The organism is Streptomyces sp. NBC_00572 (assembly GCF_026341815.1).
GTDB lineage: Bacteria > Actinomycetota > Actinomycetes > Streptomycetales > Streptomycetaceae > Streptomyces.
The window spans coordinates 789691-815126 of record NZ_JAPENX010000002.1 but is presented as its reverse complement, the minus strand read 5'-3'; the positions used below and the strand labels follow the sequence as shown (position 1 = coordinate 815126).

The following is a 25436-nucleotide window of genomic DNA, read 5'->3' as shown; positions in this document are numbered from 1 at the left end:
CTCGGTCACGCCTTCTCCCTCGTCGCCGTCAGGGCCGTCTGCACCTCGCCCGCCAGGGCGACGGGATCACCCGTCGGTGTCGTCGGGTACTGCTGGTGGCCCTGTGCCCACGCGTGGTCCCTGGCGAACCAGTCGACGGCGACCGGCGCCGTGTCGTTCACGAGCGCGCTGTCCAGACTCGCGAAGTAGGCGGCCCAGCGGGGTGCGTAGACGTCCTGGACGAGGCCGGACCATTCACGGTTGGCGTAGTCGCGCAGACCGCCCGTCTCGCTCTGTCCCCGGTCGGCCCAGGTGGTGAGGATCGAGCGGGCGTCGTACTCCAGGCGGTCCCGCTCGGCCGGGTCGGCGCCCCAGGAACGCGCGTCGGCGAGCCAGGGACCGACCAGGAACCGCCGGTCGGAGCCGACGAGCCGTCCGAGCAGCTCCTCGTGCGCCTGCCACTCCCGTACCAGCGCCCGAAAGGACGCCAGCTCGCCGGCCTCGTACTCGGCCCTGATACGGGGCAGCAGGACCCGGCTGCGGTTCGACAGCGCCTGCCGTGCCACGTCCACGAGATCGGAGCGGTACGCGTCCGTGGCCCGCAGCCGGGGGGCCACCTTCAGCAGTTCCGCGAGCGCCCGCTCCACCGTGGCCGCGTCGTACCGCATGGCCTTCGGGCTCCATTTCGCGGCGGTGGCCGCCGTCAGACTCGGCCGCGCCGCGAAGAGGCCGTCCTGCGGCTCGCTCCAGGTGCCGGTCTGCATGCTGTACGGGCCGCGGCGCAGCTCCTCCCACGCGGCGGCGGCATGCGGATCCGCACCGCCGTAGCGCCGGGCGGCGTACGCGGCGAACCAGCTCTTCTGGTCGATCGGGTCCGGCTGCCAGGCGAGTTCGGTGAAGAGGTCGAACGCGGCGGGGTTCCCGCCGGTGCCCTCGGGGAGGTACGCGATGCCGCGCAGCGCGCTGTCCGGCTTGGCGAGCCAGGTGTGGAAGCGGTCCACCCACGCGCCGGTGTTGGCGCCGATGCTGGTGTGGCCGCCGAAATTGGGGATCGTGCCGAAGGCGTACGGCGTGCCGTCCCACTGGGTCTCGCGGTCGAGCCCGTCGTAGCGGTCGGAGAGGCCGTCGACGATCAGCACCCGGTTGCGGTCGACCCCGCTCAGGAGGGCGGGCGTCGGGTTGTGCTGCCAGCCGAGCATGACCCAGGTGGCGCCGGGATGCGAGGCCTCCAGGGCCCGCTGGACGGCCCCGGCGGCCGCCGCGACGTCGACCGTGCCGGGAATCCCGCCCTCGTGCAGCAGGTCCATCTTGAACATGTCTCCGGCACCGAACCGCTCCTGCTGGAACCGGTAGTAGGCGGCGGCCAGACGGGGGAAGACCGGGCCGGTCGGATCCAGCCAGTCGGGCCGGTCGAAACCCACCCATCTGCCCTGCGGGACGGTGACCGCGCCGTCGTTCCGCGCGGCGAAGTCCGGGGGCACCGTGCCGAAGAAGCCCGGCAGCACGGGCGCCATCCCCAGGGAACGCAGGTGGCCCGCGATCCGGCTCCCGAGGGTCGCGCGGGCCTCGATCAGCTGCTCCGAGACCGGCCCCGCGAAGTGCGACAGGTTCTGCAGCAGCCACCAGCCCTGATGGGCCGGGGCGGGGATCCAGTCGCGCAACTCCGCCGCGTCGTAGCCGAACTCCTGGAGTGCCCGGTAGTACGGGTACTCGGCTCCCGTCGGGACGAAGACCTCGTTGACGCCGTGCAGCGCCATCAGGTCGATGTCGTGCCGGTAGGAGGCGAAGTCGCGGTAGGCCCCGGAGTACCCCTCGTCGGTGTCGTTGAGGGCGTAGCGGTGGGGCACGGCCGCCGACCGGGTGATGGTCCCGGTGACCGCCGGGAGCGTGCCGGGCAGCCGGCCGACGCTGGACCCGGGCCAGCCGATGTCGACGCCCGCGACCCGCTCCAGGTACCAGCCGACCCCGGTGAGGAGGGTGGCCGGCGAGGTGCCCCGTACGAGGATCGCCCCGGCCTCGCCCGACACCGAGAAGTAGTCGCCCGAGGCGGGTTCCTCGACCGGGACCAGGGTGAACTGCTCCGCCCGGGAGGGCAGCAGGCGCTCCAGGCTCGCCCGGGCCGGCGCCGGGTCGAAGGTGCCGGACGGGCCGAGGGCCGCCGAAGGGGTGACGGAGGCAGGTGTCGCGGCCGCGGAGGCGGTGGTGCCCGGCAGTGGCATCCCGGGCGCGGCCGCCGTCATGGCGGCGAGCACCGTGGCGGCGAGGGCGGTACGCCGGTGGGGGGTGAGGACGTTCCGGCAGCGGGCCGTGAGGACGGTACGGCATCGAAGGATCAGGCGGCGGCCCATATGGCTCCTTGCTGGGGGGAAGAGGTCGGCGACGGGGGTCGGAGGTCAGCTCTCCGGGGTGCGCTCGGTGACCCGCGTCCCGGGGTGGGCGAGTGCGCACAGGAACGCCACGGTCAGGGCGATCGCCATGCCGTAGAACACCCACTGGTTGGCCTCGGCGAAGTCCATCCGGATCGCGTCCCCGGCGCCTTGCAGGGCCTTCGCCACCGGCCCGTCACCGGTCGGCCCCTGGCCGTCCGGGTGACCGGTGACCGCCTCGGCGACCTTCTCCGCGGTGGCTGAGGCCTCGGCCGCCGGCAGGCCGCGGTCCTGGAGCGTGGCGGTGATGCGGTCCGTGGAGACATGGGCCAGCAGGGTACTGAAGACGGCCATGCCGATGGCGGCCGCGTAGTTGCGGATCGTCTGGGTGATCCCCGTGACCTCGCCGTACGAGGCGCCGATGGCCCGGTTGACGGCGTCGGTGGAGGCCGGCGCGAGCAGGAAGCCGATGCCGGCGCCCGCCATGGCCGCGTACGGCCACTGGTCGTGCATCGACAGGTCGGTCATCTTCTGGGCCCAGAGGTAGAACCCGACCGCGCCGAGTGCGCAGCCGAGCTTCATCGCAGGCCGGGCACCGCGCTTGTCGAGGATCCTGCCGCCCCACTGCGAGGCGATGCCGAAGCCGATGAAGAAGTACAGCAGGAACAGCGCGGCCTGGTTCGGCGAGGCGCTCAGCGACACCTGGGCGTACACGGACGAGAAGAAGAAGACCGGCACGAAGGCGAGCATCGCGAAGAACAGCACGAGACTGTCGACCGTGAAGGCCCGGTCCCGGAAGACGTCGAAGTCGATCAGCGGGTGGGTGGTGCGCCGCTCGTAACCGAAGAAGAGCACCAGAACGAGCAGGCCGCCGATGACACAGGCCCAGGTCGCGAAGCTGCCCCAGCCCCAGGACGAGGCCTGCTGGAAGCCCAGCACGCTCAGACCCATCCCGACGGCGACGAGCACGGCGCCGACGGCGTCCAGTCGCTCGGACCGACGGCTCTCGGGGATCCGGGCCAGCAGGGCGAGCACGATGGCGACGACGGCCACCGGCACGTTGACCCAGAAGATCGCCCGCCAGGTCCACGCGGTCAGCCAGCCGCCGAGCAGGGGGCCGACGGCGGTGAGGGCGCCGGAGAGCCCGAAGAAGAGCGCGAGGGCCCGGCCTCGTCGCTCGACGGGGAAGACGGCGATGACGACGGCCAGCGCCGCCGGGAACATCAGGGCGGCGCCGAGACCCTGGGTGGCACGGAAGACGATCAGCCAGGTCTGTGCGAGGCCGCCGGTCGGCACACATCCGCACAGCACTGACGAGAGGACGAAGACCAGGGTGCCGATCAGCATGACGAGGCGGTGTCCGAAGAGGTCGGAGAGCCGGCCGCCGAGCGCGAAGAACGCGGCGAGGGAGAGCAGGTAGGCGTTGACGACCCACTGCATTCCGGAGGCGGAGAGGCCGAGCTCGTCGGTGATGCTCGGGGCGGCGATCGACACGATGGTCTGGTCGATGAAGGTCATCGACACCGCGAAGAGCATGGCCGCGAGCGCCAGCTTCTGGCGGGGCGCCTCGGTGATGGTGCCGGTCGGAGCGGGGAGTGGGGGAGTACCTGCCATGTACGGATGATCGTCCCGGGGCACCGGGCGTGCATGCCGAGGCCGCCGCCCGGGGGGCGGCGGCGCCGGAAGGGTGAACCGTGTGGGTGGGGTGCCTCCGAATGGGGGCCTCGGTGCGGGTGTGGTGCCTAGGGGGTGTCTTGTCGATCAGGCCGGATCAGGGAGCGGCGGCTGGTGCATGGGGTCTCCCCAGGCCCGCAGGGGCCGAGGGGACGCATCGCAAGGCGGAGGAGGGAGGCATGGCGGAGCCATGCCGACCGACGACAACGCGGCGAGGCGCGGTGCCAGGCGTCGCGAGCCCGGCCTGATCGACAAGACACCCCCTAGGGGGTGTCCGGAAAGTCATGGGAGCCAGAGCCGTAGGCAGGCGAGGGTGACCATGGCCTGGAAGTGGGCGGCGCGTTTGTCGTAGCGGGTGGCCAGGGCCCGGTTCTGCTTGAGCAAGCTGAAGCAGCGCTCGACCACGTTGCGCCGCCGGTAGGCGGCCTTGTCGAGGCGACAAAGGCTTTCGCCGCGGCGGATGCGTCCGTTGATCTGGTCGATCCGCTCCGGGATCGTGCAGGCGATCCCGCGCCTGCGCAGGTAGGCGCGGATCTTGCGGGCCGAGTAACCCTTGTCGGCGACGACGCGTCCGGGCCGGGTCCGGGGCCGTCCCGGCCCCGGCCGGGCGACCTTGATCCGGTCCATGACCGGCTCGAACTGCGTGCAGTCGTTCACATTCCCACCGGTCAGCGTGAACGCCAGCGGCCGGCCCTGTCCGTCGCAGGCCAGGTGGATTTTGCTGGTCAGCCCGCCGCGTGACCGGCCGAGGGCTTCCCCTTCCCAGGGCCCCCTTTTCGGGCGCCGGCCGCGTGCTGGTGGGCTCGCACCGTCGTGGAGTCGACGCAGACGATCGTCCAGTCGACCTGACCGACGGCGTCGGAGTGCTGCTGGACGTGGGCCAGGAGGCGGTCCCAGGTGCCGTCGGCCGACCAGTGCCGGAAGCGTTCGTAGACCGTCTTCCACGGGCCGTAACGCTCGGGCAGGTCCCGCCAGGCGGCCCCGGTGGACAACTTCCACAGGATCCCGTTCACCACCTGGCGCCGGTCCCGCACCGGCCGGCCCATCCGGCCCGGCGCCAGCAAAGGAGCGATCAACGCCCACGACTCATCCGTCAGTTCATGTCGACGCACCACGAACAGAGCAACGAGCGATCGACTTTACGGACACGGCCTAGGGCACCGCGGTGGGCCGGAAGCTCTGCGACGGGGAGCCGTCGCAGGGGCGTTGGACGAGAGGGACGCCGACCGTGCCGGTGCCGGTGGTGGCCAGGCACTTGCCGCTGTGGCGGGCGACGAAGTGGTACCGGCCGGAGGCTTCGGCCACCGGCAGCCACTGCTGGTTGGTGCCGCCGGACGAGGACCACAGTTGCAGGGGCGCGCCGTCGGCGGTCGACCGGTCGGTGACGTCGAGAACCTGCTGGGGCGCGGGGCGGACGCCGATGCGGCTGTAGCCGTCGGTCGTGGGGGTGAAGCGGAACTGCTGGGCCTGGGTCCCGTTGCAGGTGTACTGCTGGACGGGCGTGCCGTTGGCCGTGCCCGCCGCCCGGACGTCGACGCACAGACCGTTGGCCTCGGCGGCCAGCGCGTACCAGGAGTCCCCCGGGAAGGGGCCCGGCGGTGGGGTGGTGCCGGTGCCCGCCAGCCACTTGAGGCCGTCGGTCAGGAGACGGTTCTGGGTGGGGCTGGCGAAGGTGGAGGAGAGCCGGGTGTCGGTGTTGTAGTTCATGGCGTTGTGGCCGAAGTTGGCGTACAGCATGCGGTACTGCGTGTTGGTCCACACGAGGGGGTAGTCGCCGCTGTACCAGGTCTGGTTCGGGTCGGTGCCCAGCGGGAAGCCGGCCGGGTCGACCGAGGCGAGCACCTTGATGGACGGGTTCGCTCGCAGGTTGTTCGACCAGCTGTACCACTCGCTGACGGCCGAGGTCCAGGTCGCGGGCAGCCCGGCCGCCGCGGGGTGGGTCGCGTTCTCGGTGCGCACGAGGGCCGTGGTCGGGCCCCAGGTGTTGGAGCGGAAGTTCCCGCTGCCCAGGAACTGGTTGTAGTACCAGTTCCAGCCCGAGGCGTTGGTGGTGAACGCCGAGACGTGGAAGCCGAGCCAGCCGCCGCCGCCCCGTACGTACCGCTCGAATCCCGCGCGTTGGGCGGCGCTCTGCGGGGCGTCGTCGAGGAAGACGACGACCTCGTACGCGTCCACGCCGCCGTTGGCGAGCAGGTTCCAGTCGGTGGTCGCCGTGTAGCTGAAGTTGTTGGCGGCCGCGGTGCGCGGGAACCAGTCGTTGGCTTCCTTGACGAAGTCGATGTGGGCCGCGTCCCAGGTGCCGTTGTAGAACGCGAGTACCTTGAACTCCGGTGCGGCCGGGGCCGCCTGGGCGGGTGCGACGGCGCCGAGGACGAGGGCCATCAGGCCGAGGAGCCGTATCAGGTGTCGTCTCATGGGTAGCTCACCAGGTTCGCGACGTTGGTGGAGGAGTTGGACGGGCCGCCGCGGTCGTTGACGACGTGCCGGATCGTGCCGGTCCCTCCTAGGGAGACGGTGACCATGCTCCGGAAACGCACGTCGGGACGGTTGGGGGCCTCGATGGCGTGCTCGGCGGTGACGCCGGGATTCACGTTGAAGTAGCAGTAGCTGCCCAGTCCGAAGGCCTGGTGGCTGGTGACGGAGTCGGCGACCTTGTAGGCGGCGTAGCCCTGGGTCGAACCGTTCATCCAGGCGGCCTGGTTGGGCGGGTCGTACGGCATCTCGTTCTGGTAGAAGTACGTCCGGCCGCGGTTGCCGTTCCAGACGGTCTGGTGCTTCTGGTAGTGCTCGACGAACAGGCCGTACATGGTGACGTCGTCGCCGTTGACGACGAGGCCGGTGTCGGCGGTGTTGGTGTTCCAGCCGACGCCCGTGCCGTGGTCCGCGCGCCAGACCCACAGGTGGTCGCCGATGACATGGTCGCTGTTGACGACCAGGCTCGTGGTGGCCTTGCCGACGGCCGCGCCGCCGACGCGGAAGTACACGTCGTGGAGCGAGGTCGGGTCGGTGGCGTGGGAGGCGGACGATCCGGCGGGGCCCAGCTCCAGCAGGGTCGGCGAGTTGACCGTACCGGCGTCGAAGAGGACACCCGCGATATTCACCCCGTCGACGTCGGCGACGGTCATGGCCGTGACGCCGTTGTCGGGGACGAAGGTGGCGAGGCCGAGCCCGAGGACCACGGTGTCGGGACGGGTGACCCGGAGGGTCTCGTTGAGGTGGTACACGCCGGGGGTGACCAGGAGGTCCTTGCCCGCGGCGAGGGCGGCGTTGATCTGGGCCGCGGTCGCGCCCGGCTTCACGATGTGGAAGCGGTCGATGGGCAGCTGGGTCCCGGCGGGGGTGCCGCCGGCCGCCCATGTGGTGCCCGTGGAGTCGGTGCGCGGGGCGGGCACGACGACCTTGTAGGCGCCGGCGGCGTCCACGGTGAGGAAGGGCTTCTCGCGGACCACGGGGGAGCGGTCCACGGTCGTGTGCGGCGGATTGGGGAAGCTCGTGCCGGGGACGCCCTGGCTGCCGACGAAGACCATGTTCCAGTTCGACCCCGTCCAGGAGCCGAGCTGGGAGTTGCGGGTCAGCCACTGCTGCTGGGTGCCGGACCGCACCTGGCCGTCGATCTTGGTGTCGGCCATGAATCCGCCGCTGGACCAACCGCCGTCGCTCAGTTCGAGGTTGCCGCGCACATGCATCCGGCGGTACGCCGAGGCCTGGGACACGGCCCAGCGGTCGGTGCCGCCGGTGGGGTTGACGGAGAGGTTCTCGGCGCCGCGCCAGAAGTTCTGGGTCGCGTTCTGCGGCGGGAACCAGTCGGCCTCCACGTGCACGGCGCCGTTGATCGTCACGGCGTCGGGCGACTGGCCGAGCCCGAGGACCTGGGTGTAGAAGCCGACGTTGACATCGTTGTTGTACGTGCCCGGCTTGAACAGGACGGCGTAGCGCTCCGGCCCGAACTGGTTGGTCTCCTGGCGCTGGAAGATCGTGTTCAGGCGGCCCTGGACGGTTGCGGAGGGCATCGAGGGGTCGAGGACGACGACGTTCGGCCCGAGGTCGACGTCCCCGGGCGCGGTGCTGACGGGCGTGACCTGGAAGCGCTGGGCGGCCGTGCCGTTGCAGGTGTACTGGACGAGCTGCACGCTGTCGGCGGTGGACGCGGCGGGGACGTCGAGGCACTTCCCGCTGTTGCGGTTGACGAGATGGAAGGCGCCGCCTCCCTCGTCGACGGCCCGCCACTGCTGGTTGAGGCCGCCGCCGTAGGTCCACAGGTGGACGGCGGCGTTGTCGGCGGTGGAGACGTCGCTCACGTCGACGACCTGGGCGGAGTCGGTGCTGCTGCCGATCCGGACGTGGCCGTCGGAGGTGGGTGCGATGTTCCATTGCTGGGCGGTGGTGCCGTTGCATGCGTACTGCTGGACGGCGGTTCCGTTGGCGGTCGAGGCGGCGCGGGCGTCGAGGCACTTGCCGCTGCCGGAGTTGACGACGGTGACCAGGCCGGTGGGGACTTCGGCAGCCGCCGTGATCCCGGCCTTGGCGGCGGGTGCGGCGGAGGCGGGGGAGAGCGCGACGAGGGCCGAGCAGAGCACCGTGCCGGTGGCCAGGGCCGCGGCGAGGCGGTGGGGACGCGGACGGGCACGGGCGGGGCGCCGGGGCGCGGCGTTCCACGGAGGAAGCGGGGCGGGGGCGGGCATGGGGCTCCTTGGACGGAGGGGAAGGGGGAGAGACACGGAGCTGCGGAGGCGCAGGGGAGGGGCGCCGGGGCCGTGGATCAGCCGTTGTAGGCGGCGAGGATCCGGGTGAACTCCCAGGCCTGCTGTCCGATGCCGGAGCAGGTGTCGGCGCCGCCGCCGGTGCAGGGCCGGTCGCGGTTGACGGACCAGAAGGTCAGCCGGGCCAGGTGCCGCTGCTGCGCGTAGCCGAGGATGGTGCGGAAGTCGGCCTGGGTGATGGTCTCGCCCACGTCCGTGACGCCGTTCATCGAGGAGATGCCGGTGTGGCGGTAGGCCTGGTCGTCGCTGTAGCCGTACGCGTTCTTCACCGCGGTCTTGAGCCCCTCGGCCGCGCGGACGGTCAGGGTGCCCATGTTCTGTCCGTTGCCGCCGAAGTTGAACGGCATGATGGTCCAGCTGTCGACCGTGAGGCCGGCTGCGGCGGCGCGGTTGATGAGGCTGGTGTCGGGGCCGTTCTGGCCGGTGCCGAAGGTGACGTACACCTTCAGGCCGGGGTTGCCGGCCCTGACCGTCTTGAGGGCGTCGACCGTGCGCTGCTGGACGGTGGGGCTGTCGTAGGCGGCGGCCTCGATGTCGATGTCGATGGCCTTCAGGCCGTACGCGTTGATGACCTTCTGGTACGCGGCGGCGAGTTCGCCCGCGCTGGAGCACGAGCTCTCCAGCTTGTTGCCGCTCCACCCGCCGAAGGACGGGATGACGTCGCCGCCGGCCGCCCGGACCGTGTTGACCGTCTGCTGGTCGACGCCGCCGACGAGGGGGCGGCCGCCGTCCCACTGCGGGTTGCAGTAGCCGTTGCTGAGGACGAAGGCGAGCGTGAACCACTTGACGCCGGTGGCGTTCATGACGGTCGTCGGGCTCGGCGGGCTGCCCCAGCCGTTGTAGAGGTACGGGGCGACGGCCATGGTGCCGCCGGGGGCCGGGCCGGTGCCGCCGGCCGGGGGAGCCGTCCACTTCTGGTTGGCCGCACCGGTACACGTCCATATCTGCAGCCGGGTGCCGTTGGCCGAGCTGTTGCCCGTGGCGTCAAGACACTTGTCGGCCTGCGGGTTGACGAGGTCGCGGGCGGCGGTCACCGTCCAGCGCTGGGCGGCGGAGCCGTTGCAGTCCCAGAGCTGGACCGTCGATCCGTTCGCCGTGCCGCCGGAGGTCACGTCGAGGCACTTGCCGAGGGCCTTGACGGTGCCGTCGGCGCCCACGTCCCAGGTCTGGGCGGTCGTGTCGTTGCAGTCGTAGAGCTGGACGGGGGTGCCGTTCGCGGTGTTGGCCCCCGCGACGTCGACGCACTTGCCGCCGATTCCGGTGATCCGGCCGGCGGCGGCTTCCGCGGGGGCGTCGGTGGCGACGGTGAGACCACCGGCGGCGAGGGCGAGCGCGGCCACGGTGAGTGGCAGACGGGTCCGGTGCATGTGGGGTCCTCTCGGGTGGCGGAGGGTTCGTCGGTGGACGCGGCCGGGCGCCGACGCCCACCGCGGATCTACCGGGTCGACCAGGCAGTTCAAGGACATGAACGCCATTCCACTTTCTGATCGGCAAAAGTAAAGGTCTGAACCAGGCACGTCAAGAGTTCGCGCATTCAGGCCTTGAACGCACAACGCCCTTGGAGGCGCTGCGAGTTGGGTTTTGTCGGGAGCTGGCGTGAAGTGTTGACGACAGAAGCGGCAGTGCTGACCGTCGGACGCGGCTGGCACGATGTTCCGCATGGATCTCGTACGTCCCCTCGACGGCTTGGACACCCGCCCCTGGCGCTCCTTCACCCACGCGTACGGCAGCGCGGAGGACGTTCCCGGTCTGCTGAAGGCGCTGACCGGCACCGACACGGATGCGGCGGACAAGGCGCTGTCGGAGCTGTACGGGTGTGTGCTGCACCAGGGGACGGTCTACTCCGCCAGCGCGGAAGCGGTCCCGTTCCTTGCCGGGATCGCGGCGGCCGGGCACCATTCGGCGGACGTCCTGGGGCTGCTCGGCGGCATGGCCGAGAGCGAGGACGAGCACGACGTCGCGCCGGGCGCGGTGCGGGCGGCGGTGGCCCGACAGCTGCCCCTGCTCCTCCCGTTGCTGGCCGCGGCCGAGCCGGACATCCGCCGGATCGCTGCCTGGGCCATTTCCCACGCCCGCGTGACCGGGATCGCGCTGTCCCCGCTGCGCGCGCGTTGGGAGGCGGAGGGCGAACCCACCGCTCGCGCGGCGGTCCTGGGTGGGATCGCCCGGCTCGACCCACGGGCAGGACTGGAGGCGGCCGCCACCGCACTGGGCCCGTCCCAGGCCGACGAGGTGCGCATGGCCGCCGTGTTCGCCCACCTCGACGCGGACGCCCCGTGGACCGAGACGCTGCACACGACGATGCTGTCCCTGCTGCCCGCCGAACTGCTGTACTCCGACCTCGACCTGGAACGCGCCGAACCGCTGCCCGCCGTCGTCGAGGCACTCCTGGAAAGGGGCCGCGAGCCGGAGCGCGAGGCCGCCTTCGCCCTGGTCGACGCGGCCCTGCGCGACGGCCGGGCCGAAGTGCGGGCCGAAGGCCTCTGGGCGGCCGACCGCGCCTGCATGCTCTCCCGCAGCGCTCCGTCACGGCTGGTGCCGGGCCTGCGCGCGGCGGCCGTCGACGAGGAGTCCGTGGTCGACATCGCGTCCCTCCTCGGCCGGCTGGGCAGCGTCGCCGCACCGGCCGCGGACGTCCTCGCCCCGCTCGCCGGACGAAACCCGCGCGAGGACGACGACCATGCGGACCGGGCCCTGGCGGCGCTCGTGCTCGTCGCACCCGACCAGGCGCTTCCCCTGCTGACCGCGGGTCTGGGGCACCGCCCACGGGCCCTCGGCACGGCCACCGGACTCCGGAAGCCGGTCGATCCCGCCCTCCCCTTCGACAAGGGGCTCCTCGACGCGGTCCGCGACCGCCTCTCCCGGCCCGATTCCCTGACCGGCAACGAACCGTGGCAGCTGACCAACCTGCTGGCCGGGTGGGGCGCCGACGCCGCGTCGGCGTTGCCCGAGCTGTGCGCGGCGCTTCCGCACCATCCGAGCCAGGCGGCCCGGGCCATCGCGTCCGTCGCCGAAGCCTGCGCTCCACCGGACCGTACCCGCGCCGTCACGTGCCTGAGGGCAGCGGCCGAACGGGGAGTGCTGCACGCGGCGAAAACCCTGCACACGCTCGTCGGCGAGTCCGCGCCGCTGCTGCGCTGTCTCGAACGCGAACTTCGGTCCGGCGCCCGCGACATGAGCTGGGAGGCCGGGATCCTCGGCGCGCTCGGTCCCCTGGGAGCGGCGCTGGCCCCGGCCCTGCGGGAGGCGCTCAGCGACTCCGACAGCACCACCACGCCCGCGCTGGACACGGACACCGCTCTCGCCGAGGCGCTCTGGCGCATCACCGGAGACGCGGACGAGGCCGCTGCAGTTCTGGACTCGGTCCTCGCCCGCGCCGAGCGCAGCTCCTGGTCCCGGTGGTCGGTGGTACGCGCCGCCCGCGCGGCGGCGCTCCTCGGCCCGGCGGGGCGGCCGCTCGCCGCCCGGCTGGAAGCCGTCCTCGACGATCCGGTGCAGGCCCCGGCAGCGGTGGTGGCGCTCACGGCCGTGGCCGACCCCGCCTCGCTGGACCGCACCGCGCTCGCCGAGGCGGCCCTGCGCTCCGCCGAACAGGACGCCGATCCGACAGGAGCGTGCGACGCCCTGGAAGCCCTCGGTTCCACCGCGTTGACCACGGACCACCTGCGCCGACTCGCCGAGCTGGCCGACGGCGACGCCAGGGTCGTCCGCTCCGGAGTCGAAGACCGCATCATCCACGACGACGAAGCCCTCCGAACCCGCGCCCGGGCGCTGATGACCACCTTCACGGCCGCTGAAGCTCCCTGATCGACGAGTGCCCGCCCGGGACGCTCCGATGGCGGCGACAGGCAGAACCGGGGGTGCTTCGCCGATCAGCCCGGACCGTTCCGAGGGATGCCTTGCCGATCAGTCCGGGCTCGCGGCTGATCAGGCCTGATCGACAAGGCACCCCTTGGCCGTGTCCCCAGGGTTCCGCCTGGCCCTACCTTCCGGTCACGGCCTAGGACACCAGACCCTGACCCTCCAGCTCCGTCAGCCGCACGGTGCACAGCCCCCCACGCTCGGCCTTCACCTCCGTCACCTTCAGCTGGGTGCCCGGTGCGAGGATGAACTCCTCCTCTCCGGTGAAGGCGGAGAACCGCCGGATCGCCACCGCCCGCGCCGGTGTGACCTCGAACAAGGTCCGCCTGCCACGGCTCCCGAGGAACGCCCGGGCCACGCCCAGCTCGGACGTGCACGACGACACGCCCCACCAGGTCACCGTCTGCCCGACCGGATACTGGGACCGCAGATCCAGCGCCACGCCACGCCACAACGGCCGCGTCTGCGCCGGCAGTGCCTCCATCGCGGAGAACAGCAGCCGCAGGTACGGCAGGTACGGCACCAGCCGCTCCCGGTCCGGGGAGCGCAGCACCGCGTTGATCTCGCGGTAGAACGCCGACTCACACGTGTACAGGTGCAGCGCCGAGATCGCGTCGGCGGACAGCCCGTCCCCGGACGCCTCCTCCCCGAACCGGCTCGACCGCTCGATGTGCCGGTCCAGCCGGGTGAGGACCTGCGACACCGGCTCGACGGCCTTGCGGAAGTCCATCAGCGGCGTGTCGAACACACCGGTGACGGCCGGCAGGACGAGTCCCTCGTCCTTGACGCTCGTGAGGCGCTCCAGATACAGCTGGTGCAGCTCCATCGTCGAAGCGATGAACGCCCCCATCCGCTCCGCGACTCCGTCGCCCTCCGAACCGCCGGCCGCCCCAGCCGCCTTCCGGTCCCAGCCCTTCCGCGGCAGCCAGTCGATCGGCTCGGCCCCCACCGCCGCCAGGGCGTCGTTCACCTGGGCGAGGTGGTCCCCCTCGCAGAAGATGTCCCCCTGGGCCGCCGGATTCGCATGGTCGAGGTGCCGGACCGCGACCCCCGGGTACTTCTTCTCCAGCCGCTGGACGACCCTCTTCAGGCTGCGTGCGTGCGCGCCCCACCAGGCGAACACCACACCCCGGTCCTCCTCGTCGGCGTCCTGCTTCGCCCGGAGGATCTCCTCGACGATCTGCTCGGCCACGGGCCGCCAGAAGGAGGTGTGCCGATCGGTCGGCAGCGCCCCGTCCGCACTCGCCGTCAGGGACGCGTTCAGCAGCAGTACGCCCTGGGTGAGCATCGCCTGGAACCACTCGGGCGGCGCGACCGTGTCCTCCTTCTTCAGCAGGGCGCGGACGTCGGCGATCGGCGTCTTCTTCACGATGCCGTACTTCCACATCGCCGCCGCCTTGATGATGCAGCGCATGCTGACCACCCGGCCGAACTGGCTGTCCTTCCAGTCGTTGAAGGTGTTGTCGAACATCGCGATGCCGGTCGCGCTCTCCGCCCGTGGGTACGGGTTCTGCCCGAACGCGACCACCTTCCACTTCTGCGGCGGATGCGGCTTCAACGCCTGGAAGGTCAACTCGCGCACCGGCACGACCTCCGGGCTGCGCTGGGGACCGATGAAGTCGGCGGCCCCCGGCTGTGCCTCGATCACCGGAGCCAGCAGCGGAAGCCACGGCTCGCCGCCCCCGGTGAACAGGTCGGCGAGGCCCAGCGGGTCCCCTGCGGAGGAACCCGTACCGCCGGCGGCGGTCATGTCGACATCCTTCACGAGGACAGAACTCCCAGAACTCGAACCGGCCGCCCCCTCGGGCCCACCGGCATGCTGTACGGATTCGGTGAGGTCATCGCCGGCCTTCCCGCCCTGTGCGGTGCCGGTCTGCGGAGCCTTCGCGTCAGCGACGAAAGGAAGGACGCCGCGGGACGTTGATCCGGACCCGCCGTGCGGACCCCGCTCCCTCGATGTCGTCGAGCTGCCCCAGCACCGCGGCCCGCAACTCGTCGTAGTCCGCGAACCCGTGATCGTGGAACAGGGAGTAGCCCGTCCACATGAGATTGGCGCACACCTGCGCGGGCACCCGACCCGTCTGCGCGCCCATCCCCACGAGCGCCACCGACCTGATGCTGCCGGGCTTCGCCCGGTTCTGCAGGTGCACCGCCTGGAACGCCGCCGCGCAGGCCAGCGCCACGTTCATCGTCTCGCTGACGTTCTGCGAGGACTGCCGCATGGTCGGCGTGGAGATCAGATACCGCGGTACGGCCGCCCCGGACGGGACGCACACCGCGCTGCCCACCGGCAGGCTCCCGCCGAACCGGTCGCGGATCGCCCGCTGCACCCGCACCTGGATACCGGCGCCGAGGTGCCGCTTGACGACGGCGTCGACCCCACCGTCCATCCGGCCCCGTGCGTTGGTGGGGGACACCCACGCGTCGACGTCCACATCGAGAAGCGAGCCCCGCCGGATCTCCACCTCGGGCGTGTCCGCGAACGCGGACCGCCAGGCCGCCACCACCTCGTCGTTGACATCGACCAGAACGACCCTCAACGTACGCTCGGCACCCACGAATTAGCCCCTCTCGGACAACCGATCGAACAAGATCGAAGCTATCGCGAGGCACTGACAACGCCTCGGTTCCGGAGGCCGCTCCGGCCCGAGGGCGCCGGTGTGCGCGCCGCCGCGGGGGCCGGTGTCCGGATCCAGGTGGAGTGCATCGATTCGGCAGGGGTGTTCGTCTTCCGTTCACCGGCAGCCCGGGCGCGTGACTCCGAGATCTCCTAAACATAACGGGTCTGGACCAGGAGGTCCGGATGCGAAAGACCAAGGAGTTCCCCGTCATGCCTCCCTCCCCCGACGTCTCCCGCCGCGCGCTGCTCGGTGGTGCCGCCGGCGCCGCCGTGCTCGCCTCGCTCCCGCTGAGCGTGCGCGAGGCACTTGCCGCGCCCGCCCGCCCCGGCCGACTGGAAGACATCGAGCATGTCGTCGTCCTGATGCAGGAGAATCGTTCCTTCGACCACTACTTCGGGACGCTGCCCGGAGTCCGAGGCGTCGGGGACCGTACCGCCGTCCGCGGCGTCAACGGCAGGTCGGTCTTCCACCAGCCCGATCCCTCCCGCGCCGAGGGCCACCTCGTCCCCTTCGCGATGAACGCGGCCCACACCAACGCCTACCGCAACGGCGCCCCCGCGTTCGGCTTCGTCGACTCCTTCCCGCTCTGGAACGACGGGCGCGCCGACGGCTACGTCACCGGCCGCAGCAGCGGCTGGCTCGGCCACGGGTACTACGAGCCCGCCGACATGCCGTTCTACAACGCGCTCGCGACCACCTTCACGGTCTGCGACCAGTACCACGCGTCGGTCCAGTGCAACACCAACACCAACCGCGACCACTTCATGACCGGCACCAGCGGCGGCACCGTCAACGACACCGTCGTCTACAACAACAGCTACATACCGGGCGGTTACACCTGGACCACCTACGCCGAGCGCCTGGAGCGGGCCGGGATCAGCTGGAAGACGTACCAGGCCCGGGACAACTACGACGACAACGCCCTCGCCTGGTTCCGGCCCTTCCAGCAGGCCAAGCCCGGCGAGCCGCTCCACGACAAGGGCATGGCGATGGCCGGCGCCCCGGCCGACCAGGGCGACGGCCACAAGATGGGCGACGCGCTGGTCGAGGCGTTCCGCGCCGACGTAGCCGCCGATCGTTTGCCGCAGGTCTCGTGGATCGTCGCTCCGGAGGCCCTCTCCGAGCACGCGAGCTGGCCCCCGCCGTTCGGCGAGCACCTCACCGCCCGGCTGATCGAGGCGCTCGCGGACCACCCCGAGGTGTGGGCCAAGACCGTCTTCATCCTCAACTACGACGAGCACGGCGGCTTCTTCGACCACTGCATGCCGCCCGTGCCACCGCTCTCCGCCGACCGCGGCAAGGCCACCATGTCCGTGGACGGCGAGGTCGTCGTCCGGGTGAAGCAGGCGGACGGCGCCACGGCGATGCGGGTCGTCTCCCAGGACGGGCGCTACCGGGTGCGCGCCGCCGACGGCAGCCTGACCTGGTCGGACACGCTGCCCGCCGGGGAGACCCTGGTCTCGGGGCCGCACGCCATGGGCCTCGGCCTCCGGGTCCCGATGCTCGTCGTGTCCCCGTGGACCCGCGGCGGAGTCGTCGACTCCACCGTGCTCGACCACACCTCCGTGATCCGCTTCCTGGAGCGCCGCTTCGGGGTCCGCGAGCCCAACATCAGCCCGTGGCGCCGCTCTGTCGCCGGCGATCTGACCTCCGTCTTCGACTTCTCCGGCGAGGACGTCGTCTGGCCGGAACTGCCCGACACCAGCGGCAATGTGGCGAAGGGGCAGGCGGCGGCGGGGAAGCCGTCGATCGCGGTCCCCTCGCCGCAGTTCTTCCCGCGCCAGCAGCGGGGCACCCGCCCGGCCCGCCCCGTGCCGTACGCCCTCTCGCTGCGCTCCGAGGTCCGGGACGGCACGGTGGAACTGGACCTCCGCAACCGGGGTCGCCAGGCCGCCGTCTTCCAGGTGTACGCGGAGCCCGGCAGCACCCCCGACTTCTACACGGTCGGCGCGGGCGAGCGGCTCTCCGGCGCCCGTGCCCTCCAGCGCGACGGCTACGACCTGCGGATCCACGGCCCCAACGGCTCGCTGTGGCAGCTGCGCGGTGACGCGGACGACGCGCTGGAGGCCCGGCTCAAGGAGGAGCGCGACGACGACCGCGCGTATCTGGTGATCGAGATCGAGAACCGCGGCCGGCGCTCCCGCACCGTCCTCGTCGGCGATCTGGCGTATGGCGGCGGGGTCCGCGAGGTCCGGATCGGCGGACGGGACGAACGGACCGTGAAGCTCAGGGTGCCGGCCGAGCGCTGGTACGACGTCGCCGTGAGCGCCGCCGACGACCCGCGGTACCTGCGCCGCTTCGCCGGCCGTTTCGCCGAGCCCTCCGGCGGGCGATCCGGCGAACGGCATCGGCGCCGGGGCGTCACCGACCCGGCGATGGGCCTGCCCGACGCCCTGACCGTCGAGGTCGGCACGGCCGCCGGTGACGAACCGGTCGTCGCGGGCGGCACCACGGCCCGGTTCACCGCCATCGTCACCAACCGGGGACCGGTCGACCTCCAGGACGTGACCATCGCCTTCACGGTGCCGTCCGGCTGGACGGCGAAGCCGGTCGGGGACACCCCGCCGCAGACCGTGGCCGCCGACTCCTCGCGCACCGCGAGCTGGGACGTCACCGCCCCCTCCGACGCCCCGGCGTACGGCTCGGCCCGCCTGCTCGCGGTCGCCCGAGGCAGGGCGGCGGACGGCCTGCGCCTCGCCGACGGCGAGATCCAGGCCCGGATCGCCCCGTCGATGAGCGGGCGTCTGCTCGCGGAGGACTTCCAGTCGCTCGCCGGGAAGCTGGTCAACCGGGGCCAGGTGCTCGGCTGGACGGCGGCGGCACCCGACGGCTGGTCGGTCGTCAATGCGGCGGGGATGCCACAGGGCACGCCGATGTTCCAGGGCTGGACCTTCCACACCCGCCGAGCCTGGTCGGCCGGCGCCCAGAACCGCCCGAACTTCACCCGGGGCCTCGGCATCGTCGCGGTCGCCGACCCGGACGACTGGGACGACACCGGCGCACCCGCGAGCAAGGGCCGCTTCGACTCGACCCTGGTCTCACCGGCCGTCCCGATTCCGGCCGGGCGGACGACCCTCCGGGTGGACTTCGACTCCCACTACCGGCAGGAGGGCAACCAGAAGGCCGAGGTCCGCGCGGTCTTCGACTCCGGCGAGGAGCAGATCGTGCTGCGGTACGGCCCCGGCTCGCCCGACGCCGAGAACACGGCGGTGAGCCAGGAGCTCACGGTCCCGCCGACGGCCCGCACGGTGACACTCCGCTTCCGGATGTACGACGCCGGAAACAACTGGTACTGGGCGGTGGACCACATCCGTCTGGGCTGATCCCAGGAGCGCGTGGGGCCGACACGACGCCCCCGACTTGATAGGCAAGTGACTGCTTGCCTATCCTGGGGTCGTGGCCGACGACCTTTTCAAAGCCTTGGCCGACCCCACCCGCCGCACCATCCTCGACGAGCTCACGCAGAAGTCCGGACAGACACTGTTCGAGATCTGCTCGCGACTGAGCATGAAGCACCAGCTCGGCATCTCGCGTCAGGCGGTCTCCCAGCACCTTGCCGTGCTGGAGGCCGCCGGGCTCGTCGAGACCAGGCGAGAGGGCCGCTACAAGTTTCACGACCTGAACACGGCCCCGTTGCGGGAGATCGCCCGGCGATGGCTCGCGCCCCACCCGTCCGGACCGGAGGAGAGCACCCCATGAAGATCCATCTGACCAGCGTCTTCGTCGACGACCAGGCCAAGGCCGAGCGTTTCTACACCGAGATCCTCGGCTTCGTGAAGAAGCACGACGTCCCGCTGGGCGAGACGGACCGGTGGCTCACCGTCGTCTCGCCCGACGAGCGCGGCGGCACCGAACTCCTCCTGGAGCCCGCCGGCCACCCGGCCGTCAAGCCGTACCGCGACGCGCTCGTCCAGGACGGCATCCCGCTCGCCCAGTTCGCCGTGGACGACGTGCGGGCGGAGTACGAGCGCCTGAGCGCCCTCGGCGTCCGCTTCACCCAGGAGCCCCTGGACATGGGCCCCGTCACCACCGCCGTCCTCGACGACACCTGCGGCAACCTGATCCAGATCGCCACCGAGCCGCAGTAGTACGTACGGCAGTGGCGCGCGCCACGACGAGTTGCGCCGCAGTGGCCCCGCGCGCCCCGTCAGGGGTGCCGCGGGGCGCGCCGTACGCGGGAGGCGAGCACGGCCGTCAGACCGCTTCCGAATCCGGTGCCGAGGACCGCCCAGGTGGCGGGATGAGCCCAGGCGTCATGGGGAAGCTGCTGTGCCAGGACGAAGACACCCATCACGACGACGAACCAGCCGAAGGCCGTCCTCAGCGTGTCCTGCGGGATGCGGCCCGCGAGGCGGGCACCGGCCAGGCTGCCGACCACGGCCGTGCCGGTGACCGTCAGGGCGAGAGCCCAGTCGACCGACACGCCCGAGAGGTGCCCGGCGAGTCCGGCGAACGAGTTCATCGCGATGACGAGGAGCGAGGTGCCGACCGCGGCACCCATCGGCAGTCCGCCGAGGATCGCGAGGGCCGGGACGACGAGAAATCCGCCGCCGGAGCCGACCAGACCCGTCACGGCACCCACGGCCAGGCCCTTGGCGGCGATGCCCGCGAGGGGCCGACCGCCCCGCTCGGGCCCCTCCGAATCCTGCTCGCGGCGCCTCCGGAGCATCGCCACCGCCGTCGCCAGCATCATCAGCGCGAAGGCGACGAGCAGGACGGTGCCGGGCACGTACTCCGCCAGCCGCCCACCCCCGTACGCGCCGACCATGCTGAACGCGCCGAAGAGCAGGCCGGTGCGCCAGCGGATCCGGCGCGCCCGGGCGTGCGGGAGCAGGGCGGCCAGGCTGGTGACGCCGACCACGAAGAGCGAGGTGGCGATCGCCGCCTTGGTGCCCTGACCGGCCAGAAAGACCAGGATCGGCACGGTGAGGATCGAGCCACCGCCCCCGAGCACGCCGAGGCTGACGCCGATGAGCAGGGAGGCGGCGACGACGAGCACGGTCACGGCGTGCTCCGCAGCTCCGCGATCACCGTACGGATGTCAGCACGCGGGCCGCGGTTGTACGGCAGCTTGGAGAGCAGGACGCCCATCGCGCAGGAGTTGCTGAGGGCCGCGTAGGTCAGGCCGGCTCCGATCGCCGTCCCGATCAGATGGACGCCCGGCACCAGGACGCCGACGAGGCCGGTGGTCAGGACGACGGAACCGGCGACGAGACGTACCTGTCGCTCCATGTCCCAGCGCGCGGGGCCGCGGTTCACGGGCGCGCCGACCGCCTCCCAGGCGTTCATGCCCCCGTCGAGGACGCGCAGGTTCGACAGCCCCGCCCCGGCGAGCGCCTGCTCGGCCTGGGTGGCCCGGCCCCCCGACCGGCAGACGAGGACGACGTCCTCGTCGAGGTGGGAACGGAGTTCCGCCCGGTGCTCGCGCAGGGTGTCCAGGGGGACGTTGTACGAGCCGGGGATGTGCGCCGTACGGAACTCGGCGGGCGTACGCACGTCGAGCAGGCGCGGTGCGCGTCCTTCCTGGACGAGCCGGTGCAGGACGGCGGGGGTGAGGGAGGTCGGGGTGGGGCTGGACTTGGCGCTCATGCGTGGGCTCCGGATCGAGGGAGGGAATACCTAGGGGGGTATAGGTGAGAGATGGGGGAGGGGCGAGGGGGAGTGGGGCGACCCCGGCGGAGCAGGGCGGCGAGCCCCCTGACGACCGGTGGGTGGATCAGGCGGCGGAGGGGGCCGTGGGCAGGGCCCAGGCCGCGTACCCGCCGAGGACGTCCGAGACGTCCTCGATGCCACGGTGTCGCAGCAGGCTGGCCGCGATGGAGGAGCGGTGACCGCCGGCGCAGTGCACGACGAGGGGGCGGCCGGTGGGCAGCTCCTCCGTGCGGCGCGGAAGCTCGCTCAGGGGGATGTGCAGGGCGCCGTCGATGGAGCCGTTCGCCTCGCGCTCGCCGCAGGTGCGGACGTCCACGACGACGGGAGGGTTGTCGCTCGCGAGGGCGGCCCGCAGCTGGGTGGCGGTCAGCCGGCTCGCCGGGGTGACCTCGTCGGCCAGCTCCTCCAGGGCCTCCTCCGGGTTCCGCAGGTAGCCCACCGCGCGGTCGAAGCCGATCCGGGCGAGACGGGTGACGACCTCCTCCTCGCGGCTCTCCGGCGCGACGACGACGAGCCGGTCGGCGGGGTCGAGGACGGTGCCGGCCTGCTCGGCGAACCGCCCGTCGGCGGGTACGTTCACCGCGCCGTGCAGGTGACCGGCCGCGAACTCCTGCGGGGAACGCGCGTCGACGACGACCGCACCCGAGCGGCGCAGCTCTACGAACTCGGCCCGGGAGAGCGGTCGCGCCGCAGTGGCGGCGTCGTACCGGTGCCGGTCCTTGCGGTTGAGCTCGGCGTCGTAGGCGAAGTAGCCCGGTGCGGAGGGCTGGCCGGCGGTGACGAGCGCGACGAACGCCTCGCGGCTCGTCGGCGCACAGGCGTAGTTGGTGGCGCGCTGCTCCCCGATCGTGGACCGCTTCTCGGTGGAGAGGCTTTTGCCGCAGGCGGAGCCGGCCCCGTGGGCGGGGAAGACCCGCACCTCGTCGGGGAGGCGCATCAGCTTGTTCTGGACGCTGTCGTGGAGCATCGCGCCGAGTTCCTCGGCGGTGACCCCGACGGAGGCGAGCAGGTCCGGGCGGCCGACGTCGCCGATGAAGAGGGCGTCCCCGGTGAGCACGCCGTAAGGGACGGTGTCGGCGCCGTGTTCGTACACCAGGACGCTGATCGACTCCGGGGTGTGCCCGGGCGTCTCCATGATCTCCAGGGTGACGTCCCCGAGAGCGATGCGCTCACCCGCGGCCAGCTTGCGTATCGGGTACTCGGTCTCGGCCCGGCGGCCGTACCCGATCCAGGCGCCGGTGCTGTCGGCGAGCTCCAGATGACCGGCGACGAAGTCGGCGTGGAAGTGGGTGTTGATGACTCCGACGACGGTGAGCCCGTGGGCTCGGGCGTCATTCAGGTACTCGGAGACGTCGCGGCGTGGGTCGACGACCACCGCGCGACCGGTCGTCTCGTCGCCGATCATGTAGGACGCCTGGGAGAGGCAGTCGAGGTAGTACTGCGCGAAGAACACGGCAATCCTTTCGGGGCTCCCGGGATTTTGATACCCCCCTGGGTATCTTTGGCTCGACCGTAAGGCGACTCGACACGGCAAGTCAAATACCCCCCTAGGTATCCGGCCCTGGCTGATAGCGGGGGAGACTTGCACGGAAACAGCCCGCCGCCCGTGCCGGGAACGGCGTCCAGCGCCCCCTCGTATCGCCCGGGAGAACCGCATGACCCGCACCACACCGTCGCGCCCCGTCGACATCGAGGCGCTGTTCCCCGGCCTCGCCGCGTATCGGCGCACGGCGACGCGCCTGCATCCCCGGCAAGGCACCGCGAAGCCCGAGGAGAGCTCGGTGGCGGGCCCGCTGCTGTGGCCGGCCGACGAGCCGTGGCCCGTCTGCACCGACGTGCACCCCAAGGGCAGGGGTCATCTGCTGTCCGACGTACGGCTCCGACGACGCATCCAGGACGCGGCGCGGGGGCGGGACTTCACCGAGGAGGAGCGGCGGCTGCTCGACGGGATGACCCGGGCGACGCACGTCCCGGCGCTCGGGGACGCGGACCCCGTGCCGCTGCTGGCCGTCGCCCAGCTCTACGCCCGGGACGTACCGGACCTCGTCGGACCCCGGGGGTGCGACCTGCTGCAGGTGTTCTGGTGCCCCTTCGAGGTCCACGGTCCGGACCGGACCATCGACGTGGTGCTGAAGTGGCGGCGGTCCGCCGACGTCGGCGCGGTACTCGCCCCGCAGCCCGAACCGCCGGTCGCCGGCCGCGAGGAGTGCGTTCCGACGTCCTGCGTCGTCCACCCGGAGCAGGTCGTCGAGCACGAGTACTTCGGTCTGCTCGGCGAGCGCCTTCAGGAGGAGATCTCCGACTGGGAGGAGAGCCTCCTTGACGAGGAGGACGAGGGCGGGGGCGGCGGTGAGGAGGGCGAGATCGACTACATGAGCGACCTCTCCATCGCCCCCGGCTGGAAGGTCGGCGGTTTCGCCTCCTGGCATCTCACCGATCCCGCCCCCGTCGACTGCTCGGCGTGCGGGACGCCGATGCCGCCCCTGCTCACCGTCGCCGCGGGGGAGTGCGATGGAGCCTCCCGGAGCTGGGTTCCGGTCGAGGACCGCGCCGCGGCCGATGATGCGGGGGCGGACGACCCGTGGGCGATCGACCCGCGCGTGATCGACCCGGTCGGTGTCTACCTGGGTCGTGGGCTCCTCCGCGTCCACACCTGTCCGGCCGATCCTGCCCACCCGCACCGGCTCAGCTTCCAGTGACGCGTCGCCAGGCGGTCGTCAGTTCGGGGGCCGCGAAATTTGATGAGCAGGGGTCAATATCTGATCGCTTCATTGCATTTTCGGTGCAGTGATTGGTCGTTTTATGCGTCGAGAGTGACCACTGGAGGCAGCCCTTCCAGCACGGTCACATGGCGAACCCGAACTGACTATGCTCCCCCGTGTGTTGCGCTGCGGTCACAGCGAGTCATGAACGCTGTGATGTGCGCGGACGGAACGTGGCACTTGCCCGAATGAAGCCCGATTCGTTCCTGTCGGCGCATCGCATCACCTCAGTCCGTTCGTTCCAGACTGATTAGGGACCCCTTGATGGTTCGTGCAGGTTCAATTTCCAGAGCCAGGCCACCCGCGGTCGATCGGGTTTGGCTGCTTCCTCCTGGAGTTCTGGCGGGAGCCTTTGCCGTAGCGTTTCTCTTTTCCCCTGCACAGATACGGACACCAGTCGCCTTGTGCGGTCTGGCCGCGGTCGTCCTGACGGCAGTCACCTCGGCCGTGACCGTGCGCCGGCTTCGATCGGGGGACGTGGAGCGCTATGAGCGGGCGACCGCCGACGCGCAGGAGTACTACGCGCAACGCGAGGCCGCGCTGCTCGGGCGCCTGGCCGATCAGCGCGCCACCACCGTGTGGCTCGCCGAAGAGCTTCTCCCGGCGGCTGTGGCTCGTATGAAGAAGGGTGACCCCGCCTCGGAGATCCTGCGGTCCGTCACCTTCGGGGAGCACCTCGACGAGGAGTTCACCGAGGCGGTCCGGGGTGCTCTGCAGACGCTCCTGGAAGCCGTGGAGGCCGAGGAGTTCACCCGTGACTCCTCCCAGCGGGCACTCGTGGCGGTCGCGCGCCGGGTGCAGGCGATCGTGCACCAGCTCGCCAAGGACCTGCACTCCATGCAGATCCTGCACGGCACGGACCTCGTGGTCTCCCGCGGTCTCCAGGGCGTCGACCACCGCACCGCGCTGATCGGCCGCCTCGCGGCCAGCATCGCGGTCCTCGGTGACGCGCGCCCCGGCCGGCAGTGGTCGAAGGCGATCCCGCTCTACGACGTCCTGCGCGGGGCCATGTCGCGCATCGTCGACTTCCCCCGCGTGAAGCTGCAGTCGGTGACGGCCGTGGCCGTGGTCGGCCCGGGAGCCGAGCCGCTGATGCACCTCCTCGCCGAACTGCTCGACAACGCCACGACGTTCTCGCCGCCGCACACCCCCGTGGAGGTGTCCGCGAGCGAGGTGCCCTCCGGTATCGCCATCGAGATCGAGGACCGCGGAGTCGGACTCACCGAAGAGGTCCGGCAGCGCATCGAACGCATCATGGAGCAGTCGGCTTCGGGCATCCAGCTGGCCGGCCTCGGCGAGGTGACGCAGCTCGGTCTGCCCGTCGTCAGCCGGCTGGCCCGCGAGCACGGCTGCGAAGTCGACCTGCGCACCTCCGCCTACGGAGGCGTACGAGCCGTGGTGCTGGTTCCCAGGAACCTGATCACCACCGTGCCGCAGTCCGCAGTGCGCTACCCGCCGCCGCCCGCACGGAGGCGCACGGGCGGCCCGATCCTGCCCAGGCCGACGCCGCCGGGCGACGCCCTGACGGACACCGGCGAGGTCAGGAAGACCGTCAACGGACTTCCGCAGCGACGACGGGAGACCCCCGTCCAGACACCGATCGTCCAGGTGGCCCCCACACCCCCCACCCCGGCCGCCTCCCGGGGAACCTCCGGCACGTCCCGCCAGCCGGGTCTCATGTGGGAGGCCTTCAACGGCGACAAGAGGTCGGTCGCCGAACCTTCCACTCCACACAGCGAGCCGTCAGATGAGGTCGAGTAA

At 71.6% G+C, this 25436-nt stretch carries 16 protein-coding genes and 1 pseudogene; 6 read left to right on the top strand and 11 right to left on the bottom strand.

Translation table 11 applies throughout. The features are described from left to right. Positions 1-5: 5 nt before the first annotated feature. From OG514_RS35880 to OG514_RS35855, 6 genes and pseudogenes are all read right to left on the bottom strand, one after another. The gene (locus OG514_RS35880; protein ID WP_266901978.1) at positions 6-2327 is read right to left on the bottom strand and encodes an alpha-N-acetylglucosaminidase; all 2322 of its coding nucleotides are present in this window, start codon (positions 2325-2327) and stop codon (positions 6-8) included. Between the two features lie 45 nt (positions 2328-2372). After that, the gene (locus OG514_RS35875) at positions 2373-3881 is read right to left on the bottom strand and encodes an MFS transporter (RefSeq protein ID WP_266902313.1); all 1509 of its coding nucleotides are present in this window, start codon (positions 3879-3881) and stop codon (positions 2373-2375) included. 420 nt (positions 3882-4301) lie between these two features. Beyond that, positions 4302-5065: pseudogene (locus OG514_RS35870) on the bottom strand (IS5 family transposase). A gap of 106 nt (positions 5066-5171) precedes the next feature. Beyond that, positions 5172-6434 (bottom strand): ThuA domain-containing protein, encoded by a 1263-nt coding sequence (locus OG514_RS35865; protein WP_266901976.1) that lies wholly within the window; start codon positions 6432-6434, stop codon positions 5172-5174. Then, positions 6431-8701 carry an RICIN domain-containing protein gene (locus OG514_RS35860; RefSeq protein ID WP_266901974.1) on the bottom strand — a complete coding sequence of 757 codons (2271 nt, stop codon included), beginning with the start codon at positions 8699-8701 and terminating at the stop codon, positions 6431-6433. The genes OG514_RS35865 and OG514_RS35860 overlap by 4 nt, the downstream gene beginning before the upstream one ends. A gap of 77 nt (positions 8702-8778) precedes the next feature. Further along, complete coding sequence (locus tag OG514_RS35855; RefSeq protein ID WP_266901972.1) at positions 8779-10146, bottom strand: ricin-type beta-trefoil lectin domain protein; 1368 nt, start codon at positions 10144-10146, stop codon at positions 8779-8781. Between the two features lie 292 nt (positions 10147-10438). On the opposite strand from OG514_RS35855, the gene OG514_RS35850 reads away from it, so the two are divergent. After that, entirely contained in the window at positions 10439-12586 is a 2148-nt protein-coding gene (locus OG514_RS35850) for a hypothetical protein (RefSeq protein ID WP_266901970.1), read from the top strand. Between the two features lie 193 nt (positions 12587-12779). Here the strand turns inward: OG514_RS35850 and OG514_RS35845 are convergent, their stop codons facing one another. Together OG514_RS35845 and OG514_RS35840 are read right to left on the bottom strand one after the other, a co-directional pair. Beyond that, entirely contained in the window at positions 12780-14390 is a 1611-nt protein-coding gene (locus tag OG514_RS35845; protein WP_266901968.1) for an ADP-ribosyltransferase domain-containing protein, read from the bottom strand. 139 nt (positions 14391-14529) lie between these two features. Then, positions 14530-15198 carry a macro domain-containing protein gene (locus OG514_RS35840; protein ID WP_266901966.1) on the bottom strand — a complete coding sequence of 223 codons (669 nt, stop codon included), beginning with the start codon at positions 15196-15198 and terminating at the stop codon, positions 14530-14532. Between the two features lie 245 nt (positions 15199-15443). Here OG514_RS35840 and OG514_RS35835 point away from each other — a divergent pair, with 245 nt between their 5' ends. The 3 genes from OG514_RS35835 (at position 15444) to OG514_RS35825 (ending at position 19349) form a co-directional block, all read left to right on the top strand. Next, positions 15444-18584, top strand: coding sequence for a phosphocholine-specific phospholipase C (locus tag OG514_RS35835; RefSeq protein ID WP_266901964.1), 3141 nt, complete (start codon positions 15444-15446; stop codon positions 18582-18584). A gap of 73 nt (positions 18585-18657) precedes the next feature. Then, positions 18658-18960, top strand: a complete 303-nt coding sequence (locus OG514_RS35830; protein ID WP_266901962.1) for a helix-turn-helix transcriptional regulator — start codon at positions 18658-18660, stop codon at positions 18958-18960. Next, complete coding sequence (locus OG514_RS35825; RefSeq protein ID WP_266901960.1) at positions 18957-19349, top strand: VOC family protein; 393 nt, start codon at positions 18957-18959, stop codon at positions 19347-19349. Before OG514_RS35830 ends, OG514_RS35825 begins: the two co-directional genes overlap by 4 nt. A gap of 59 nt (positions 19350-19408) precedes the next feature. Here OG514_RS35825 and OG514_RS35820 read toward each other — a convergent pair whose 3' ends face one another. The 3 genes from OG514_RS35820 to OG514_RS35810 form a co-directional block, all read right to left on the bottom strand. Next, positions 19409-20266: a sulfite exporter TauE/SafE family protein gene (locus OG514_RS35820; RefSeq protein ID WP_266901958.1), complete on the bottom strand. Its 858-nt coding sequence runs from the start codon at positions 20264-20266 to the stop codon at positions 19409-19411. Next, entirely contained in the window at positions 20263-20850 is a 588-nt protein-coding gene (locus OG514_RS35815; protein WP_266901956.1) for a rhodanese-like domain-containing protein, read from the bottom strand. Before OG514_RS35815 ends, OG514_RS35820 begins: the two co-directional genes overlap by 4 nt. A 127-nt stretch (positions 20851-20977) precedes the next feature. Beyond that, a complete protein-coding gene (locus tag OG514_RS35810) occupies positions 20978-22366 on the bottom strand; it encodes a rhodanese-like domain-containing protein (RefSeq protein ID WP_266901954.1) in 1389 nt (462 codons plus the stop codon). 202 nt (positions 22367-22568) lie between these two features. Here OG514_RS35810 and OG514_RS35805 point away from each other — a divergent pair, with 202 nt between their 5' ends. After that, entirely contained in the window at positions 22569-23612 is a 1044-nt protein-coding gene (locus OG514_RS35805; protein WP_266901952.1) for a hypothetical protein, read from the top strand. Positions 23613-24152: 540 nt separating this feature from the next. Further along, positions 24153-25436 carry a sensor histidine kinase gene (locus tag OG514_RS35800; protein WP_266901950.1) on the top strand — a complete coding sequence of 428 codons (1284 nt, stop codon included), beginning with the start codon at positions 24153-24155 and terminating at the stop codon, positions 25434-25436.